Genomic DNA, 18822 nt, shown 5'->3' on the forward strand with positions numbered 1-18822 from the left:
TTTAATATTAAATAAAAAAAGCGCGACCACTTCACTTTGTAAATGAAGCGACCGCGCTTTTTAGTATCAATAAAACCGTAGCGGTATAACTCTATTTAACTTCACCAATCACAGTGACACCATTCATATAAGGCTGAAGCGCTGTCGGAATAGTAATGCTGCCGTCAGCTTGTTGATAGTTCTCTAGAATCGCCACAAGCGTGCGTCCAACAGCCAACCCTGAACCATTCAGTGTATGTAACAATTCTGTTTTGTTGGTCTTCGGGTCGCGATAACGCGCTTGCATACGACGCGCTTGGAAATCAAACATGTTAGAACATGAAGATATCTCACGATAAGTATTTTGTGCTGGCAACCACACTTCTAAATCAAATGTTTTACATGCCCCAAAGCCCATATCGCCAGTACAAAGCAACATCTTACGGTAAGGTAACTCAAGCAACTGCAATACTTTTTCAGCGTGCCCGGTTAATTCCTCTAATGCCTCAAATGACTTATCGGCTTCAACCAATTGCACCATTTCAACTTTATCAAACTGATGTTGACGAATTAATCCACGCGTATCTCGGCCGTACGAACCTGCTTCACTTCTAAAACATGGAGTGTGCGCCGTCATTTTAATGGGCAATTCATTTGCGGCGAAAATGCAGTCCCGGGCAATATTAGTTAATGGTACCTCAGAGGTTGGAATTAAAGACAAACCCTGGCCTTCTTCTGTCGCCGGTTTGGTATGGAATGCATCCCCAACGAATTTAGGAAACTGTCCCGTCCCTAACATGCTTTCTTCATTCACCAAGTACGGCACATACATTTCTTGATAGCCATGCTGTTCGGTATGTAAATCAAGCATAAACTGGGCAATCGCGCGGTTTAAGCGCGCTATTTGGCCACGCATCACTACAAAACGAGAGCCGGTTAATTTAGTGGCCGTTTCAAAATCTAAACCGTTGGCTACCCCAGCTCCGAGGTCAACATGATCTTTGACTTCAAAATCAAATTCTCGAGGTGTCCCCCAGCGCGACACTTCAACGTTTTCCTCTTCGTCTTTCCCCTCAGGAACGGAGTCGTCAGGTAAGTTAGGAATGTTAAGTACTAATGCTTGTATCTCATCTAGCAATACCGTGAGTTGTGCTTTGGCGGCATCTAGCTCATCACCTAGTTGACCGACTTCTGCCAGTAAAGGGGCGATATCTTGACCTGACGCTTTCGCTTTACCGATAGACTTAGAGCGCACATTACGTTCGTTTTGCAATTCTTGAGTGCGCATTTGTAATGCTTTGCGCTTTTCTTCTAGAGCAGTGAACTGTGCGACATCAAGCGCATAGCCACGCTTGTTGAGTTTTTGCGCCGCAATGTTTATATCGTTACGTAAATACTTAGCATCTAACATCTTGTTTGACTTAACCTTTAACTAGTTGTGTACCCAACCATGCTGCAAATAAACAGCAGGTGATATTAATAAATATATTAAACGCCCCTTTCAGCCACATCCCCTGCTGTAGCAACACGAGAGTATCTACCGAAAACGTCGAAAATGTAGTGAGCGCCCCCAAAAAACCAATGCCAATGGCTGTACGCCAAACAACAATTTCGAGGTGCCCTTGTTCAATCAGCGTATAGAGTAGTCCTAAACTGAACGACCCTACAATATTGACCAGAAGTGTACCAAAAGGAAATCCTTTGCCAAACCATTGCAGCATCAAACTAGAAAGAAAAAAGCGTAAACAGGCACCCGTTGCGCCCCCTAGCGCGATATATGTGTATATAGCAAAACTATGCTGCATTTATTTGTACCTTTTTTGAGCGCTTTTGTTGTTTAAATCCGTCAGAAAATCTAATTTCGCTTTCAGCTTAATCTCGAGCCCTCTTTCATTGGGCGAGTAATATTGAGTATCTTTCATCTCAGGGGGTAAATAGCTTTCACCCGCAGCGAAAGCATTTGGCTCATCATGGGCATAACGATACCCGTCACCAAAGCCCATTTCTTTCATTAACTTGGTGGGTGCGTTACGTAAATGGCTTGGCACTTCGTAATCTGGCAATGTTTTAGCATCCCGCATAGCCTGTTTAAACGCGATGTATACAGCATTACTTTTAGCTGCACTTGCACAATATAAAGTCGCCTGTGCTATGGCCCGCTCCCCTTCCGCGGGGCCAACCCGTTGGAATATATCCCAAGCGTTTAAGCATACCTCCATGGCTCGGGGGTCCGCATTGCCAATGTCTTCTGTTGCAATGGCCAATAAACGCCGAGCCACATAAAGCGGGTCGCAGCCAGCATTTAACATGCGTGCGTACCAATACAATGCGCCGTCGGGTGAAGAGCCACGTACTGATTTATGAAACGCGGATATCAAATCGTAAAACTGATCGCCGCCTTTATCATATTGGGCGACTTTCTCACCAACAGCTTCCTTAATCGCTGCGAGGCTAATATGGCCTTCACTGGAAAAATCAGCGGCCAATTCAATATAATTTAATAAGCGCCTGGCATCACCACCGGCTAACTCTGTTAACAGGTCTATACCCTTGTCTTCGATTTGCAGAGATAACTGGCCCAAGCCGCGTGTTTTATCTTGTAAAGCTTGCTTAGCAATATCAGTAAGGTCGTCTTGGGTAAGCGATTTGAGCACATAGACCCGCGCTCTTGATAACAATGCCCCGTTTAGCTCAAAAGAAGGGTTCTCCGTTGTCGCACCAATAAAGGTAATGGTGCCATCTTCAATAAACGGTAAAAACGCGTCTTGCTGGCTCTTATTAAACCGATGCACTTCGTCGACAAATAAAATCGTGCGCTTTGCTTGGCTGAGCGCATTTTGTTTGGCTTGTTCTATGGCGCTGCGAATGTCTTTTACGCCAGATGTTACCGCTGATATTCGCTCGATATGCGCATCGCAATGCAAGGCGATGATTTCCGCTAGCGTGGTTTTACCTGTGCCTGGTGGCCCCCATAGGATCATCGAATGGCAATGACCACGCTCAATGGCGCTGCGTAATGGCTTGCCCGTGCCTACAATATGCTGCTGTCCAAAATACTGCTCGATATTCTGCGGGCGCATTCGTGCAGCCAATGGCGCAAAGCTTGGGTCATCTTGATGGCTAAAATCGAACCCTTGATTCATCAATTACGTTGATCGTCCAGGTCATATCCTTCAGGCAAACTAAACGTAAACACGTCATCGTTTAGCGTTTTATTCTGCTGAATATTATCAAAATACAAATCGCTGATTTGTTGCTGACTATCTTGCATGCTCATTGAGCTTAACTGCTCACCTTCAAACACTAACACTAATGAGTGAACAGCAGAGTCTGGGCGATTAGCATCAATACGAAATGTGTTATTGCTATGAGATACTGTAAAGTGACTCCATGCATCACTGTTGGGTTGGGTTAGCAATATCAAAGGGTTGTTTGCTACTGCTTGATCTTGGTCTATCGCGGTCACTTGCTCGACAAAAGGATCAACATTCCACAAAGTAGTCCCATCGGCTATCAAGATATTCTCATTGGGTGGGTCGAGTTCCCAATACAGCTTGTTGGGCTGCTTGAGCTTTATCACCCCTGTTGCTTCTTGTAGCACTTCGTGATTCGCGTCTGTCACTTTCTGAGTAAAGTTGGCGCTGAAGTAGTGCAACGCCTGTAGGCGAGCTTTTAGCATGTCTTCATCCGTTTGCTGCGCATAGCCATTGACGGCCAAACCCATGGCTAAGCACAACATGACCGATACTTTGCCTAACGCGCTGCTATATTTCATTTTTTTCATACGTTGTTGATTACCTATCATTTAATCTTTAGGCGGAGGTGGCGCTAACACTTCGCGATTTCCGTTGTGCCCAGGTGGCGTTACGACACCACTTTGTTCCATTTGTTCGACCAGCCGCGCTGCCCGATTGTAACCTATTCTAAATTTACGCTGGACACTGGACACTGACGCCCGTCTTGACTCGGTGACAAACGACACGGCTTCATCGTAAAACACGTCAAACTCTTGATCGCCACCTTCAGGTTGTTCACCTGGTAGCAATACCTCAGCACTGGTATCACCATTAAGAATTTCATCTATGTATTGCGGTTCACCACGACTCTTCCAATCAGCTACCACGGCGTGCACTTCAGGATCATCAACAAAAGCACCATGTACCCGAGTCGGTACGCCTGTTCCAGGAGGTAAATACAACATGTCGCCCATGCCGAGCAAAGTTTCTGCCCCTTGCTGGTCTAAAATGGTCCGTGAGTCTATTTTTGAGGACACCTGAAACGCAATACGCGTAGGAATATTGGCTTTTATCAAACCAGTGATTACGTCAACCGATGGGCGCTGGGTAGCAAGTACTAAATGAATACCCGCAGCCCGCGCTTTTTGTGCAATACGGGCAATCAGTTCTTCTACTTTTTTGCCAACAATCATCATCATATCGGCAAACTCATCGACTACCACAACAATCGCTGGCAGTTTTTCTAAATCAGGCGCTTCGGTTAACATGCTCTCTTCTGACTTCCAAAGCGGATCTTTTATCGGCTGACCTTCAGCAATGGCTTTTTGAACTTTCTGGTTGAAACCCTTTAGATTCCGCACCCCAAGGGCTGACATTAAACGATAGCGTCGCTCCATTTCACCGACACACCAACGCAACGCATTGGCCGCTTCTTTCATATCAGTTACCACTTCAGCCAACAAATGCGGTATGCCTTCGTACACTGATAACTCTAACATTTTTGGGTCAATCATGATCATGCGCACATCTTCAGGTGTTGATTTGTACAACAAGCTCAAGATCATGACGTTAACTCCCACCGACTTACCAGAACCGGTGGTACCAGCAACCAACAAATGTGGCATTTTGGCTAAATCGACAATAACGGGTTGGCCTGAAATATCCGCCCCTAGCACCATGGTTAAATCAGACTCTGCAGATTGGAATGCATCGCAGCTTATTACTTCACTTAGCCGTACCATGTCGCGTTTTTTATTTGGTAACTCAAGACCTATTACAGATTTCCCTGGAATAACCTCAACTACGCGCACCGAAATTGCAGACATGGCTCTGGCCAAATCTTTTGATAAACCGGTAATTTTGCTTACTTTAACCCCTGGGGCTAAGTCCATTTCGAATCGAGTAATGACCGGCCCTGGATAAACCCCCACCACCTGTGCATCTATATTAAAGTCTTTAAGTTTTTCCTCGAGCAGGCGAGAAACCATTTCTAACTCTTCAGGCGTAATCGGGTTTTTGATCTTGTCTGCACGTTGCAATAAATCAAAAGAAGGCATGGGTTCAGGAGGCTTACTATCCGCTAATGCTTTAGCCGCAGCCTGTGCTTCAAGATTGGCTTTTACATCATCCGATACATAAACCCCATTGTTACCTTGGGCTTTGCTCGGGGCTGGTTCAGTTGCAGGCGTAGGCGGTTCATCTGATACTGGCTGCCCTTGTTCTACTTTCTTTTTGCGGCCAAAACCAATTTTGTCGCGCAATTCACTGATTGAAATGGGGCTAGCATCTTCCTTACTGGGTTCTGGCTCAAATAACACTTCATCAGGAATACTAAAGCTAGGTTCAGCGTCATCGTTAGGAAATCCTGCCACACTTGGCTCCACTCGGCGGTGAGCTTGGTTACTAGAATAAACAGGAGGCGGGCTGGCCGCAGGTGAGCTTTGAGCAACTGGTGTACTGTCATCTTCTTTGCTATCTCGATTAAAACCAAGGCGTAACATGGGAGCTTCTTGTATCTTTTGCGGAAGTGCCCATGCACCTGTTGCAAATGCGACAGCTAAAGCTCCGGTTTTATCCACAACAGTTAACCACGAAATACCGGTTAAGAAAGTAAAGCCCGTGCAAAATAAGCTAAGTAAAATCAGCACCGTGCCAGCAAAGTTAAGATACGGAATAAGTGATGCACTAATAACATCTCCTAACATTCCTCCAGCTGAAAAATAAAACAAGTCATTAAAATTAAGACTCGCAATGCCAGCCGCTCCAACAAGGGCAAGCAACAAGCCTAAAATACGTAACCCTATGGTTAAATAGTCAAATTCAGATATACGCTTGCGTTGCTGAAACATAAACCAACCCGCAAATGCCGCAGTAAATGGAAAGACATAGGCGATATAACCGAAGGTGAAAAATAATATGTCCCCTAACCAAGCACCAATAGCCCCTACCCAATTATGAATGTCACTTTGCAAACCAGCCTGGCTCCAGCTTGGGTCAGCAGGATGAAAAGAAGCCAATGCGAGAAGTAAAAAAAAGGCGAATGCACAACTGAGCATCATGCCAACTTCCATGATCCGTTGGATACCTGTGAGTCTTGCCATAACGTTTTCTTTCAACTTAAGGTTACTGCATAAAATTATGCTGTATAAGATACCAGTGCTTCGGTCAAAATCCTAGACAACAGCGTGCTTATGCCCAGTATTTGAACAATCTACTGTGGAACAGTTCATCGTTGATTAATTTTCACAATAGTCGTGTCTTTTACTTCTTCCATCACAACATAGGTTCTGGATTCATTAACCCCAGGTAATCTTAGTAAAGTATCACCAAGTAACTTACGATACGTTGACATATCTGCCACCCGCGCTTTCAGCAAAAAATCGAAATCCCCAGATACTAAGTGGCATTCTTGGATGTCTTCGTGTTGTTTAACCGCAGCAGAAAATAGTTCAAAAATATCAGGGGATGTTTTCGTTAAGGTAATTTCGACGAACACCAACATAGCTGCACCCAGTTTTTGTGGGTCAACTCGCGCGTGGTACCCCAATATATATCCCTGAGCTTCTAGCCTTTTAACCCTTTCTAAACAGGGGCTTGCGCTTAACCCTACCTTATTTGCCAAATCAATATTTGATAAGCGACCGTTTTTTTGTAGTTCACTTAAAATGTTCCGATCGATTCGATCAAGATGTTTTGGTGTTTTGATTAACATAGATAATACTGAAAATTATTAATTTAACCCTATTTTATACTTAAAGCATGTAATCTTCAGAATAATTTTCTTCGAACCTTCACTTATACTTCGCTCACTATGCAATACCGCATTCAATCCCCCTAGGGCAGCCCCTTAGGTTTAACCGTCAAAGGAAAATTTATGCTAATTGGTGTACCAAAAGAAATTAAAAACCACGAATATCGCGTAGGTCTCACACCTGCCGCTGTTAAAGAGTTTGTTGTACATGGACATCAAGTATTAGTTGAAGACAATGCGGGTACCGCCATTGGCTTTACCAACGACGAATTTATCGCAGCTGGCGCTGAGATTGCCCCCGACGCAGCGACCGTTTTTGCTAAAGCAGAGATGATCGTTAAAGTAAAAGAGCCCCAAGAAAACGAGTGTAAAATGTTGCGTAAAGGCCAGACACTATATACTTACTTACACTTGGCTCCGGATCCAAAACAAACAGAATTGTTAATCGCATCAGGCGCGACCTGTATCGCCTATGAAACCGTTACCGATAATCGTAACGCATTGCCTTTACTCGCTCCAATGAGTGAAGTGGCTGGGCGCATGGCCGTGCAGGCAGGCGCACATTATCTTGAAAAAGCCCAGGGTGGCAGCGGTACATTGCTCGGCGGTGTACCTGGTGTGGCTCCAGGTAAAGTATTGATCATCGGTGGTGGTGTTGTTGGCACTAACTCAGCGAAAATGGCATTAGGACTTGGCGCTGACGTAACAATTTTAGACCGCTCTTTACCTCGTTTACGTGAATTAGATGATATTTTCGATGGGCGAGTTAAAACGGTTTTCTCTACAGTTGACGCAATCGAACATTACTCATCAAAAGCTGATTTGGTTGTAGGCGCAGTATTAATTCCTGGTGCTGCAGCTCCTAAATTATTGACTGGCGAGCATGTTAAAAACATGAAAGAAGGCTCGGTAGTGGTTGACGTAGCGATTGACCAAGGCGGCTGTTTTGAAACGTCGAAAGCCACTACCCACCAAGATCCCGTTTATGTGGTAGACGGAGTTGTACATTACTGCGTAGCGAACATGCCCGGTGGCGTAGCACGAACGTCAACCATGGCATTGAACAACGCCACTCTGCCCTTTGGCCTAGCATTAGCCAATAAAGGACCTAAACAAGCAATGTTAGATGATGCACATTTGCTTAATGGATTAAATGTGCATGAGGGTAAAGTCACTTACAAAGCAGTAGTCGATGCGCTGGGTAAAAGCATGGGATTAACTTACACCGATCCTAAAACAGCCTTGGGCGCATAACAGCCTTGAGCGCGTAACAGCCTTGAGCAGATAAGCGCGTTTATACTGTGGTTAAGAATAAAAAAGGGCACTCTTCATCAGTGCCCTTTTGCGGTTTAAAAATATGCAGTGCTAAACGGCTACGCTAATAAATTAGGCTATAGACGCGTTAATTGCGTTAAGTGCCGCAACCGGATCACTCGCTTGGGTAATTGGGCGGCCAATGACCATGTAATCAACCCCCACGCTCATCGCTTCGTTTGGTGTCATGATACGTTTTTGATCCCCTACATCACTGCCATGGGGGCGAATACCGGGTGTAACCAGCATGAAGTCTTTACCAAGCGATTCTTTTAGCATTTTTGCTTCTTGGGCAGAGCACACGACGCCGTCTAATCCCGCTTGCTTGGTTAACGATGCGAGGGTCAACACGTGCTCCATCGGTGAAGATTGAATAGCAATTTTTGATAACTGAGTCTGATCCATACTGGTGAGAACGGTCACCGCAATAAGATGAGGCTTATCTTGGCCAAATTGCGCTAAGCCTTCTCGAGCGCGTATCATCATATCTTCGCCACCTGACGCATGCACATTGACCATCCACACGCCTAAATCTGCGGCGGCTATGCACGCTTTGGCGACGGTATTGGGGATATCATGAAATTTGAGATCTAAAAATACATCGAACTTTTTTGCCACCAAGGTACGAACCAAATCTGGACCAAAATAGGTGAACATTTCTTTGCCTACTTTCAAACGGCATTGGGATGGGTCAATTCTATCAACAAAATCGAGTGCTTCTTTTTTTACATCAAAATCAAGTGCGATAACCACTTTCGGATCTTGCATTAACCTTTACTCTCCGTCTAAGCCTTTAATAGGTTTAACTTGGCCCCACTTTTTACACGATGGACACAGCCAATGAATTTGCCCGCCGGAAAAACCACAGCTATTGCATCGGTATTTAGGGCGTTGCTTAATTTGTTCTTCTACCAATTCTTTTAATAGCACCAGGCTACTCATAGACTCATCAGGTGCTTGTTGTTCGATATACAACCCCATTAAGGTTTTAAAGCCTTTCATGGTGGGGTGCTTACGCAATTGGTCTAGCAATACATCAGCCGCTTCTTTGGTTAACCCCTGACGAGCCATGAGTTTAACTTTTGACAGATATGATGTAGCACACTGCTGCCAATATTCATTCAAAATAGCCTCTAACTGGGAAGTATCATTTAGTGCTGCACAACTTTGTTCAATCAATGGAATCGCTTCACTCAACCAAGATATGTCACGTAATGGCACTTGCTGCAAATACTCAATAGCCGTTTGATATTGCTCTTGGCTAATGGCAATTTGACCAAGCATCAGCCAAGGTCTTACCGTGTTTTGATCAGCCATAATAGCTTTTTGTAAGGTTTTTTCGGCTAAGTTCAATTCATTTTTGCGTACATAAATAGCCGCTTGCTCACAATAAAAATGAGAGATACGAATACATAGCTCATCACTATCACCATGATTTTCCATCATATTTTCAGCAAGCTCTATTCCCCTCCCCCATTCCTTAGTGGCCTGATAGATATCAAAAAGCTGTTGCTGGGCATCTAAGAAGTGTTTGTCTGAGTTTAATAGTTGCAGAAATGCGTTTTCTGCTCGTTCCAAAAAACCGGCAAGCACGTAGTCTTTGCCTAATTCTTTAAGCGCAGACTCTCGTTGAGCGGGTGAAATTTGCTCTTTGCTCACAAGATTTTGATGCACACGGATGGCTCGGTCTAACTCGCCTCTGTGGCGAAAAAACTTGCCCATAGCAATATGGGTTTCAACCGTATCACTATCAAGATTAATCATTTTAATCAGAGTATCAACGGCCTTATCAGGCTCATCAGATAGAAGAAAATTTAAGCCTTTGTAATAATGTTTAGATAATATGCTTGACTGTTTACGCTGCGCTTGGCGCACACTATTACGCCCCATTACCCAGCCATATCCAGCGGCAACCGGCAATAGTAAAAATAGTAGTTCAAGCATAATTAAGCAGATTCAACGCGATTTGATTTTTTAAGTTGTCGCTCTAAACTCACAACCCGCCACTTTAAGCGTAATATATACAGTGAAAACACAATAATGCTAAAGAATACGCCGCACAAAAAAACAATCAACATAAGAAGAGACACACGTAATTCACTCTGGGCAATGAGATAGTTGACCATAACGCTGTGGGTATTTTGAGAACCAATAAAGCCACCGACAATCAGCAAGACTAATACAGCAATAAGAGATAGCAATCCCTTCAACTTCATACTTATTTGCCTCCTAATGGGCATTGCATTTCACATTCTAATTGATAAACATACTTTATTCGTTCCTGAATCAAATATCTCTATCAACGACTTTTAAAAGCTATTCATAATTTACTACACTCTAACAAAAACGGCACCCCAATTGGAGTGCCGTTTTAATGATTTAGAGATAAATCAAGCAATTAAATCTTCATTGACCCTTTCTCGTAATTCTTTACCTGGTTTGAAGTGAGGTACATGTTTACCATCTAACTCAACCGTCTCACCGGTTTTAGGATTACGACCCACGCGAGGTGCGCGGTAATGCAAAGAGAAACTTCCAAATCCGCGGATTTCGATGCGCTCACCTTTTTGTAAGGTTTGTGCCATTTGCTCTAGCATTTCTTTGATAGCCAACTCAACGTCTCTTGAAGGTACGTGACGGGCTTTATCCGCTAGTCTTTCGATAAGTTCTGACTTTGTCATTAAAACTCTCCTTCAATATATTAAGTACGTTGTGAAAATTCATTGGTGCGCATAATGCGCACCGAAAAATTGATTAATCTTCGCTCTTCGCCGCTTTAAAGGCTTCAGCAAATGCATTAGCAAAACCAACTTCTTCTTGTTGGTTAACTTTGTCAAGTGCTTCTTTCTCATCTGCTTGATCTTTCGCTTTAACAGACAAGTTAACGATGCGATTCTTACGGTCAACGCCCATGAATTTAGCTTCGATTTCGTCGCCTACAGACGCAACTTCTGATGCATCTTCAACGCGTTCACGTGCTAAATCAGTTACACGGATATAACCTTCAACTTCTTCTGCAAGTTTAACAGTTACGCCTTTCGCGTCAACTTCAGTCACAGTACCAACAACGATAGTACCTTTCTTGGTATCTGTCAGGTATTGGTTAAACGGATCTTCTTCAATCTGCTTAACGCCTAGAGAGATACGCTCACGCTCTGGGTCAACTTGTAAAACAACAGCAGAGATCTCGTCGCCTTTCTTGTATTCACGAACAGCGTCTTCGCCAGTCTTATTCCAAGAAATGTCAGACAAGTGAACTAGACCGTCGATGCCGCCGTCAAGACCGATGAAGATACCGAAGTCAGTGATAGACTTAATCTTACCGCTAACTTTATCGCCTTTGCTCTGTGCCTTAGCAAACTCTTCCCATGGGTTAGGTTTACATTGTTTAAGACCAAGAGAAATACGACGACGCTCTTCGTCAATTTCAAGAACCATCACTTCAACAGTGTCACCCAAGTTAACTACTTTAGATGGGTGAATGTTTTTGTTAGTCCAATCCATTTCAGATACGTGAACTAGACCTTCAACACCGTCTTCGATTTCAACGAAACAACCGTAGTCAGTTAGGTTAGTGACTGCACCGCTCAATTTAGAACCTTCAGGGTAACGTTCTGCTATTTCTTGCCAAGGATCGTTGCCCATTTGCTTCATACCTAATGAAACACGAGATTTTTCTTTGTCGAACTTAAGGACTTTAACGTTGATTTCGTCACCAACATTAACGATTTCACTTGGGTGCTTAACGCGTTTCCAAGCCATATCAGTAATGTGTAGAAGACCATCAACACCACCAAGATCAACGAACGCACCGTAATCAGTAAGGTTCTTAACGATACCTTTAACTTCATGACCTTCTTCAAGGTTAGCAAGAAGTTGATCACGCTCTGCGCTGCTTTCTGCTTCGATAACCGCACGACGTGAAACAACCACGTTGTTACGCTTAGCATCAAGCTTGATAACTTTGAATTCCAGTTCTTTACCTTCAAGATGAGTAGTATCGCGTACTGGGCGTACGTCAACCAATGAACCAGGTAAGAATGCACGAACTGTATTCACTTCAACCGTAAAGCCACCTTTGACCTTACCATTGATAACACCTTTAATCGTTTCTTTGTCATCGTAAGCTTTTTCTAGCTCAACCCAGGCTTCGTGACGTTTAGCTTTTTCGCGAGACAAGATTGTTTCACCGAAACCGTCTTCAATTGCGTCTAGAGCAACATCAACTTGGTCGCCGATTTCAACATCTAGTGTACCGTCAGCATTACGGAATTGTTCAGCTGGGATCGCGCTTTCAGATTTTAACCCTGCGTCTACAAGTACGATGTCTTTGTCGATAGATACGATAGTACCTTTAACAATTGCACCTGGACGGGTTTCGATTTCTTTTAAGCTTTCTTCAAATAGTTGAGCAAAATTTTCAGTCATAGTTAAGTTATTTGTTTCATTTTGACATCCACACTGCAATCCGGCTAACGTGGGGTTGTTATTCATTGCCAACTTCATCCTGATGTTGGGCAGTTTACGAACTAAATACTGCTAGGCCTAAAATTAAATCTCAATCTTAGAATTTGCAAATTCAGTAATCTTTTCAAGTACTTGCTCTATCGACAATTCAGTAGAATCAACAATAAGAGCATCTTTTGCTGGGGTTAAGGGCGCTACGCTGCGATTTGAATCGCGCTCGTCACGAGCCTCTATGTCAGCCAAAAGGCGCAATATGCTAACATCACGGCCAGATTTTTTCAACTGATTAAATCTACGGTTGGCGCGCTCTTGCGCGCTGGCAGTCAAGAATATTTTAACGTCAGCTTCAGGAAACACAATCGTGCCCATATCACGCCCATCGGCAACGAGTCCCGGTGCTTCTTTAAACGCTCGCTGACGGCGCAGTAACGCTTCACGAATGCTAGGAAGTGACGCCACTTTTGACGCTACCGAGCCCACCTCTTCAGTACGAATGTCGTCGCTGACATCTTCGCCTTCTAGGATCACCTTACAGCCATGCTCAGCAGGTTCAAAATTTACATCTAACCCTGACGCTAAAGGCAATAAGCCGGCCTCGTCACTTGGATCGATCTGATGATGGATAGAGGCGATAGCCAAAACACGATAGATTGCGCCACTGTCTAGGAAGTGCCAACCTAAACGATTGGCCAATAAGGTGCTTACTGTGCCCTTACCAGCTCCACTCGGGCCATCTACTGTGATGACGGGAAATAATTGCATGCTCTCTCCTGAGCTAATGAAAATCGCGCGCAATTATACCCGTTGAATTTAGATAAGCAATGTAAGCAAGTTTACATTATTGTGACCACTGTAAACAAAACACCTTGTTTACAGTGGTCAGTATTTTAGCCGCTGATCTGCTTTAACCGAGTAAAGTAATCAGGGAAGGTTTTAGCGGTACAGTCAGGATCGTTAATCGTGACAGGTGTATCACTCAGAGCAACCAATGAAAAGCACATGGCAACCCGGTGATCATCGTAGGTATCTATGTCTGTTTGAATCAACTGCTTTGGTGGTGTAATAGTGATGTAATCGTGCCCTTCAATAACATCCGCTCCGACTTTACGTAGCTCGCAAGCCATAGCGGCTAACCGGTCAGTTTCTTTAACACGCCAATTATAAATGTTACGAATTGACGTTGTACCTTCGGCAAATAACGCCGTTGTTGCAATGGTCATCGCGGCATCAGGAATATGATTCATATCCATGTCAATCGCTGTCAACGGTGCGCCAGTGACATCAATGTAGTCGTCGCCCCATGTGATTTTCGCGCCCATTTTTTCGAGTACATCGGCGAATCGAATATCCCCTTGGATGCTCTTCTTCCCTACGCCAGTAACACGCACCGTGCCACCTTTAATCGCACCAGCGGCTAAAAAGTAAGAAGCGGATGACGCGTCGCCTTCAACCAAAAAATCGCCAGCAGCTTGGTACTGTTGATTGCCTTTAACAGTGAAGCTTTGGTAGTTATTGTTTTCAACTGTTATACCAAATTGCGCCATGGTATTGAGTGTAATATCAATATACGGTTTAGAGACCAACTCACCAACAATATGAATGTCACTGTCAGATTCAAACAAAGGGGCAGCCATTAGCAATGCTGTTAAAAATTGGCTAGATACCGTACCTTCCACGCTGATCTTTCCGCCTTTCAGCGCCCTGCCCTTCATTTTTAACGGTGGGTAGCCGTCATTTTTTAAATAACTAATCTCGGCTCCCGCTTGGCGCAAAGCGTCAACTAAGGCACCAATAGGACGCTCTTCCATTCTAGGCTCGCCCGTTAACTCGAATTCACCGTTTGATGTAGCTAGTACCGCGCATAGTGGACGCATGGCAGTACCTGCATTACCTAAAAATAATGTCTGCACCGTGTCTACGCTAAACCCTTGTCCTAGACCTTGCACCCAACATTCTGTTTTATCATCTGATAAACGATATTCGACACCCAACTGAGTTAATGCTTTTAGCATGTGGCGAATATCTTCACTGTCGAGCAAATTCGTTAGATGCGTTTCACCTTTTGCAACTGCGGCAAGTAACAAAGCGCGATTAGATAAGCTTTTAGAGCCTGGTACATTTACTGTACCTGAAATGGCACTGATCGGGTTGAGTAATAAAGGAGCGGAACGACTCATATTAACCATTCCTCTTGGCAAAATCTTGCATGAAGCTAACCAAGGCTTGCACCCCTTCAATTGGCATTGCATTGTAGATACTGGCGCGCATTCCACCAACAATACGATGGCCTTTTAACGCTTTTAGTCCAGCTGCTTCAGCTTCGGCTAAAAATTGTTTATCTAGCTCAGCATTTTTCAAATGAAAGGTCACATTCATGCGTGAGCGATATTCAGGCGCAACGTTATTGGTGTAAAATGCTAGGCTGTCGATACACCCGTAAAGCAAATCAGATTTGGCTTTATTTCGCTCAGCCATTGCTTTAACACCACCTTGTTCTTTGAGCCATTTGAAAACCAGCCCTGCTAAGTACCAAGCGAATGTTGGCGGTGTGTTATACATAGAGTCATGTTTAGCGATGATGGTGTAATCAAAAATCGCTGGAGTAACTGAGCGTGCTTTTTCAAGTAAATCATCTCTTACTATCACAACAGATAAACCCGACGGACCAATATTTTTCTGCGCGCCAGCATAGATAACGCCGAACTTACTCACATCAATTGGTTGCGATAAAATATTCGATGACATATCCGCGACTAACGGGATGTCCCCTGTTTCAGGTATCCAATTAATTTCAACTCCATCTACCGTTTCATTCGGGCAGTAGTGTACGTATGCAGCATCTGGGTTTAGTTTCCAGCTGTTCTGTTCGGGCATCGCCACCAAACCGTCTTCATTGGTCGTAGTTGCAGCGATATTCACGTTAACATACTTTTGCGCTTCATCTACCGCGCTTTTAGACCACGAGCCGCTAACGATGTAATCTGCACTATCACCCTCTTTAGACAAATTAAGAGGAACAGCAGAAAATTGCCCACGACCACCACCATGAGTAAACAATACTTTGTAGTTATTAGGAATGTTTAATAAATCCCGCAGATCTTGCTCTGCCGTTTCGGCAAGGGCAATAAACTCTTTACTGCGGTGGCTCATTTCCATCACCGAACAACCTTGGCTCTGCCAATTGATGAATTCACTTTGAGCTTGCTGCATTACAGCTTCGGGTAACATGGCCGGTCCGGCGCAAAAATTGTAAACCTTGGTCATTCTCTATTTTTCCGATACAAAAAGAGCGGCTAAGCCGCTCGTTTTAACAAACTGTAGGAGGCTAAGGTAAGCATGTCGCCTACCTTAGCGTCTACGGGCTTTATTCTTCGTTTTGAGGATCTTCATCCGTGGTGTTTTCCACGTCTGTTGCAGCAGCTTCGACTGTCTCGTCACCTTCGCTTAATACCTCGAGCTCTTCTTCTAACTCTTCGACTTCGTCAATGCGTTGCAAACCAACAACATGTTCGTCTGCTCCCGTACGTATCAAACGTACACCTTGGGTATTACGACCAACGGTAGACACTTCACCAACGCGGGTACGTACTAGGGTACCTTGGTCACTGATAAGCATAATTTCATCGCTCTCATTGACCTGAACAGCACCAACAACTTTACCGTTACGCTCAGATACCTTAATTGACACCACACCTTGTGTCGCTCGGCTTTTCGCAGGGTAGTCTTCAACTGGGGTGCGCTTACCAAAACCATTTTCTGTGGCCGTAAGGATCGCACCATCGCCTTGAGGAACAATCAACGACACAACTCGTTGCCCTTCTTGTAAGCGAATACCGCGTACGCCTGTTGCCGTTCTACCCATGGGGCGAAGCGCTAAGATTTCTTCGCCTGTTTCAGGGTCAATTTTGACCGCGCCGGTTTCCGAATCACGTGCTTTCTCGTTAAAGCGAACCACTTTACCCGCGTCAGAGAACAACATGACATCACTGCTACCATCGGTAATATCTACGCCAATCAACTCATCGCCGTCATTCAGGTTAACTGCAATAATGCCGTTCGCACGAGGACGTGAGTACTGCACCAAGGCCGTTTTCTTCACGGTTCCATTCGCTGTAGCCATTAATACATACTTACCTTCTTCGAATTCTTGAATAGGTAAGATAGCGGTAATGCGTTCGTTCTCTTCAAGCGGTAAAATATTAACGATCGGACGACCACGTGCATTACGGCTCGCCAATGGCAATTGATATACCTTCAACCAATACAAACGGCCACGAGTAGAGAAACACAAAATGTGATCATGTGTATTGGCTACCAACAGCTTCTCGATGAAATCTTCTTCTTTCATCTTGGTCGCAGACTTACCTTTCCCACCACGACGCTGAGACTCATAATCATTGAGTTTTTGATACTTAACATAGCCCTCTCGAGATAGTGTTACCACCACCTCTTCACGCTCTATTAAATCTTCGATATCAATATCATGTGACGCAGCTGTAATTTCAGTACGGCGTTCATCACCAAACTCATCACGAATTTTTTCAAGCTCTTCACGAATAACTTCCATCAAACGCTCGGGGCTGCCTAATATATGCAGCAATTCTGCAATCAGGTCTAATAACTCTTTGTACTCAGAAAGAATTTTTTCGTGTTCAAGACCCGTTAATTTATTCAAACGTAAGTCAAGAATTGCTTGCGCTTGCTGCTCTGTTAAATAGTACAGGCCATCACGAATACCAAACTCAGGCTCTAACCAATCAGGACGAGCTGCATCATTGCCTGCACGTTCAAGCATTTCAGATACATCACCAAGCTGCCAGCCTTGCGCCGTCAAGGATACTTTGGCGTCAGAGGGGCTTTTCGATGCTTTAATCAATGCGATAATTGGGTCAATGTTAGCCAAGGCAATGGCTAAGCCTTCAAGAATATGGGCACGTTCACGAGCTTTTTTCAGTTCGAAAACCGTACGACGCGTCACCACTTCTCGGCGATGCAGTATAAAGGCTTGTAGAATCTCTAGTAGGTTGAATACTTTCGGCTGAGTCTTATCCAACGCCACCATATTGATCCCGAACACAGTTTGCATTTGTGTTTGTGAATACAAATGGTTAAGTAATACTTCCCCAGACTCATTACGTTTTACTTCAACAACAATACGCATGCCGTCTTTATCTGACTCATCACGTAAAGCGGAAATGCCTTCGATTTTCTTTTCTTTAACCAGCTCGGCAATTTTTTCAATCAGACGCGCTTTGTTAACTTGGTACGGGATCTCATGAACAATAATGGTTTCTTTACCATTATCTTCACGCTCAATCTCAGCACGGGCGCGCATGTATATTTTGCCGCGACCAGTGCGATAAGCTTCTTCTATTCCTTTTCGACCACTAATAAAGGCAGCAGTTGGGAAATCTGGTCCTGGGATATACTCCATCAACTCTTCAATGGACAGCTCAGGCTTATCAATTAAGGCGATACATCCATTTACGACTTCCGTTAAGTTATGTGGTGGAATGTTGGTTGCCATACCAACCGCGATACCTGACGAACCGTTAATTAATAAATTAGGTACCTTGGTAGGCAAGACATCAGGAATAAACTCAGTACCGTCATAATTAGGAACGAAATCGACGGTTTCTTTTTCTAAATCCGCTAATAATTCGTGGGATATTTTCGCCATACGGATTTCGGTGTAACGCATTGCCGCTGCTGAGTCACCATCAACTGAACCGAAGTTACCTTGGCCGTCAACCAACATATAACGTAAAGAAAACGGTTGCGCCATACGTACAATCGTATCGTAAACAGCCGAGTCTCCGTGTGGGTGGTATTTACCGATAACATCACCGACAACACGTGCCGATTTTTTGTAAGGTTTGTTGAAGTCGTTTTTCAGCTCGTTCATAGCGAACAAAACCCGGCGATGCACGGGCTTTAAGCCATCTCTTACATCAGGCAGCGCCCTGCCTACAATTACGCTCATGGCGTAATCAAGATAAGAATTTTTAAGTTCTTCTTCAATGTTAATAGGAAGAATTTCTTGGGCGTGATCAGTCATATACAGCCTTGTCCCTA

16 protein-coding genes are annotated in these 18822 nt (G+C 44.1%); 1 reads left to right on the forward strand and 15 read right to left on the reverse strand.

All coding sequences use genetic code 11. The annotated features are described in order from the left end of the window. Positions 1 to 91: 91 nt before the first annotated feature. From serS to lrp, 6 genes are all read right to left on the reverse strand, one after another. A complete protein-coding gene (serS, locus tag FX988_RS04010) occupies positions 92 to 1390 on the reverse strand; it encodes a serine--tRNA ligase (RefSeq protein WP_160178448.1) in 1299 nt (432 codons plus the stop codon). Positions 1391 to 1400: 10 nt separating this feature from the next. Continuing rightward, positions 1401 to 1784, reverse strand: coding sequence for a fluoride efflux transporter CrcB (gene crcB / locus FX988_RS04015; protein ID WP_160178449.1), 384 nt, complete (start codon positions 1782 to 1784; stop codon positions 1401 to 1403). Then, on the reverse strand, positions 1785 to 3122 hold the full coding sequence (locus FX988_RS04020) for a replication-associated recombination protein A (RefSeq protein ID WP_160178450.1): 1338 nt from the start codon (positions 3120 to 3122) through the stop codon (positions 1785 to 1787). Then, positions 3122 to 3763, reverse strand: a complete 642-nt coding sequence (gene lolA, locus FX988_RS04025; protein ID WP_254700717.1) for an outer membrane lipoprotein chaperone LolA — start codon at positions 3761 to 3763, stop codon at positions 3122 to 3124. Before lolA ends, FX988_RS04020 begins: the two co-directional genes overlap by 1 nt. 21 nt (positions 3764 to 3784) lie before the next feature. Next, positions 3785 to 6316 carry a DNA translocase FtsK gene (locus FX988_RS04030; protein WP_160178452.1) on the reverse strand — a complete coding sequence of 844 codons (2532 nt, stop codon included), beginning with the start codon at positions 6314 to 6316 and terminating at the stop codon, positions 3785 to 3787. Positions 6317 to 6441: 125 nt separating this feature from the next. Next, on the reverse strand, positions 6442 to 6927 hold the full coding sequence (gene lrp, locus FX988_RS04035; protein ID WP_007986535.1) for a leucine-responsive transcriptional regulator Lrp: 486 nt from the start codon (positions 6925 to 6927) through the stop codon (positions 6442 to 6444). A gap of 162 nt (positions 6928 to 7089) precedes the next feature. Here lrp and ald point away from each other — a divergent pair, with 162 nt between their 5' ends. Next, positions 7090 to 8220, forward strand: coding sequence for an alanine dehydrogenase (gene ald / locus FX988_RS04040; protein ID WP_160178453.1), 1131 nt, complete (start codon positions 7090 to 7092; stop codon positions 8218 to 8220). A 132-nt stretch (positions 8221 to 8352) separates the two neighbouring features. On the opposite strand, the gene pyrF is transcribed toward ald, so the two are convergent. The 9 genes from pyrF to gyrA form a co-directional block, all read right to left on the reverse strand. Beyond that, positions 8353 to 9048, reverse strand: coding sequence for an orotidine-5'-phosphate decarboxylase (gene pyrF, locus FX988_RS04045; RefSeq protein WP_160178454.1), 696 nt, complete (start codon positions 9046 to 9048; stop codon positions 8353 to 8355). A gap of 6 nt (positions 9049 to 9054) precedes the next feature. Beyond that, positions 9055 to 10224, reverse strand: a complete 1170-nt coding sequence (gene lapB / locus FX988_RS04050) for a lipopolysaccharide assembly protein LapB (RefSeq protein WP_160178455.1) — start codon at positions 10222 to 10224, stop codon at positions 9055 to 9057. A gap of 2 nt (positions 10225 to 10226) precedes the next feature. Continuing rightward, a complete protein-coding gene (locus tag FX988_RS04055) occupies positions 10227 to 10496 on the reverse strand; it encodes a LapA family protein (protein ID WP_160178456.1) in 270 nt (89 codons plus the stop codon). Positions 10497 to 10670: 174 nt separating this feature from the next. Beyond that, the gene (gene ihfB, locus FX988_RS04060; protein ID WP_006991151.1) at positions 10671 to 10961 is read right to left on the reverse strand and encodes an integration host factor subunit beta; all 291 of its coding nucleotides are present in this window, start codon (positions 10959 to 10961) and stop codon (positions 10671 to 10673) included. Between the two features lie 73 nt (positions 10962 to 11034). Beyond that, entirely contained in the window at positions 11035 to 12708 is a 1674-nt protein-coding gene (gene rpsA, locus FX988_RS04065; RefSeq protein ID WP_039992213.1) for a 30S ribosomal protein S1, read from the reverse strand. A gap of 123 nt (positions 12709 to 12831) precedes the next feature. After that, positions 12832 to 13509: a (d)CMP kinase gene (gene cmk, locus FX988_RS04070; RefSeq protein WP_160178457.1), complete on the reverse strand. Its 678-nt coding sequence runs from the start codon at positions 13507 to 13509 to the stop codon at positions 12832 to 12834. Positions 13510 to 13634: 125 nt separating this feature from the next. Further along, entirely contained in the window at positions 13635 to 14924 is a 1290-nt protein-coding gene (aroA, locus tag FX988_RS04075) for a 3-phosphoshikimate 1-carboxyvinyltransferase (protein WP_160178458.1), read from the reverse strand. A 1-nt stretch (position 14925) separates the two neighbouring features. Then, positions 14926 to 16011, reverse strand: a complete 1086-nt coding sequence (gene serC / locus FX988_RS04080; RefSeq protein ID WP_160178459.1) for a 3-phosphoserine/phosphohydroxythreonine transaminase — start codon at positions 16009 to 16011, stop codon at positions 14926 to 14928. Between the two features lie 100 nt (positions 16012 to 16111). After that, positions 16112 to 18805: a DNA topoisomerase (ATP-hydrolyzing) subunit A gene (gyrA, locus tag FX988_RS04085; protein WP_160178460.1), complete on the reverse strand. Its 2694-nt coding sequence runs from the start codon at positions 18803 to 18805 to the stop codon at positions 16112 to 16114. Positions 18806 to 18822: the final 17 nt, after the last annotated feature.

Origin of the sequence: Paraglaciecola mesophila (genome assembly GCF_009906955.1) — a bacterium.
Lineage (GTDB): Bacteria > Pseudomonadota > Gammaproteobacteria > Enterobacterales > Alteromonadaceae > Paraglaciecola > Paraglaciecola mesophila_A.